General features: G+C 46.0%; 2 protein-coding genes. One reads left to right on the forward strand and one right to left on the reverse strand.

Going from position 1 to position 1,669, the window contains the following annotated elements; translation table 11 throughout:
- Positions 1-717: DUF438 domain-containing protein (locus WBV27_RS05720; protein WP_424200208.1), on the reverse strand; the 717-nt coding region annotated here is incomplete at its 3' end.
- A gap of 400 nt (positions 718-1,117) precedes the next feature.
- Between WBV27_RS05720 and WBV27_RS05725 the strand changes: the two genes are divergently transcribed.
- Positions 1,118-1,567, forward strand: coding sequence for an SRPBCC family protein (locus WBV27_RS05725; protein ID WP_424200210.1), 450 nt, complete (start codon positions 1,118-1,120; stop codon positions 1,565-1,567).
- Positions 1,568-1,669 lie beyond the last annotated feature (102 nt).

Here is a 1,669-nt window from a genome sequence, read left to right on the forward strand (position 1 = left end):
AATCTTCAGCCAATCATCTTCAGTGAAAGAGTCGGATACCATCGGCAAGAGGATATCTTCCTCTTTGATGAACATTTCTTTCATTTCCTGCTGCAGTGTTTCGAAAGTAACTTTGAGGTTGTCAAGCTGCCCGCCGTCCACCATCTGTTTTAATTTCTTGTACAGTCCCCGGATTTCGTCGTCCACCCCCCACATAACTTTCGGTGGGGCAGTCATGCCGTAGCGCTCCATGATCGGGAAAATGGCGTATTCTTTGCGCGCGTAATGCTTGTCGAAGCCCCAGAGGATATCCAGTTGCTTGAGCAGCCCGGTTTTCAGAGCTGAATCATGCTCAACCAGATAACTTTCCAAAAGGCGCGCAATCCGGTCGAGCGTCGCTTCGATGGCCACGTTTTCTTCCTTCAGCACTCGGATCGGATGCCCCGGTTTCTCGCTATCCGGAGAGGGGGCTTGTCCATAGGTCACTGCATCGGCAAATAAATCGGCGTGGATTGAGCAAAGACGCTGGATTTCCTCGACTGCGATGCCTTGTTCGATCAGTCTCCGTTCCATCATCGAAATTTCCAGAGCGCTGACCGTCGCGAAATGTTCCTTGAATTCCTTCTTGATCTGTTCGTAGTCATCGCCGGCATGAAGACGAAGAATCAGATCCTTTAAAATTGCTTGGCGGTGCTCCAATACTTCTTCCCGGGTGCTTTTTTTGACGTCTTTTTCCATTGTGATCCCCTCGCTTGATAATCATCTTCCCGAAGCAGAAGGCATTTGAACTGGGCGGCCAAAAAACAATGTGAATATACATAAGGAATTATTCCACTTGATAACCCTATTTTAGTGCGATAATGGACAGAGGACAAACGATACGACCAATAAGTTGGAGATATTCTTGGATTCTTGAAAATTAGGGGGAATAGCTTGAATTTTAACTTCTTTTGAAAAAGACAGCAGTACATTTTTGATAATAACCAACTCAGGCGTATAATGAAGACGAACAAGAAAAGTGTCCGAATTTCCCTAGCGGAGAATGCAGTCGCAAAGTTTCTTTTTTCGTCCTTCCGATCATTCCTGTCGTCACTAAAGCAAAAAACGCTGCTTGGATTTTGAAAGGAGATAATCACTAATGGCTACCTTTGAAAAAACCATCTTCATCAATGCGCCAGTCCAAAAAGTCTATGAGTATACAATCAACCCTGAGAATTGGTCACACTTCTACAACGGTCTTGCCGAACCGGAAAGCGTCAGCGGAAAAGGCGAAGTGGGCACCATCGTCAAATCGAGCTATTCCATGATGGGTATCCATTTCCCGATCACCATCGAAGTAACGGAAAGCCAGCTTACTGCTGATGGCGCAATCTGGAAAGGGAACATCACCGGGAGTTTTCCGACCAAGCAAACCAGCCGCTATGTTGCAAAAGATGGCGGAACGGAGCTGACGTTCGATATCGACAGCGTGCCGCCTGAAACGCTGTTCACCAAGATCCTCGATAAACTGGTGACGGACAAGATGGAAGAAAACTCCACCCAACATACACTGGAAAACATCAAAGCCATCTGCGAATCAGCACAATAAAAAGGAAACCAGGCTGTCACCCATAATTCAAATCCGAAGAGTGAACATTCGTTTTTCCGAATGTTCACTCTTCGGGTTATTTTTATTCGAAAGGAAAGAAAG

It is taken from the genome of Trichococcus sp., assembly GCF_049589555.1.
Taxonomy (GTDB): domain Bacteria; phylum Bacillota; class Bacilli; order Lactobacillales; family Aerococcaceae; genus Trichococcus.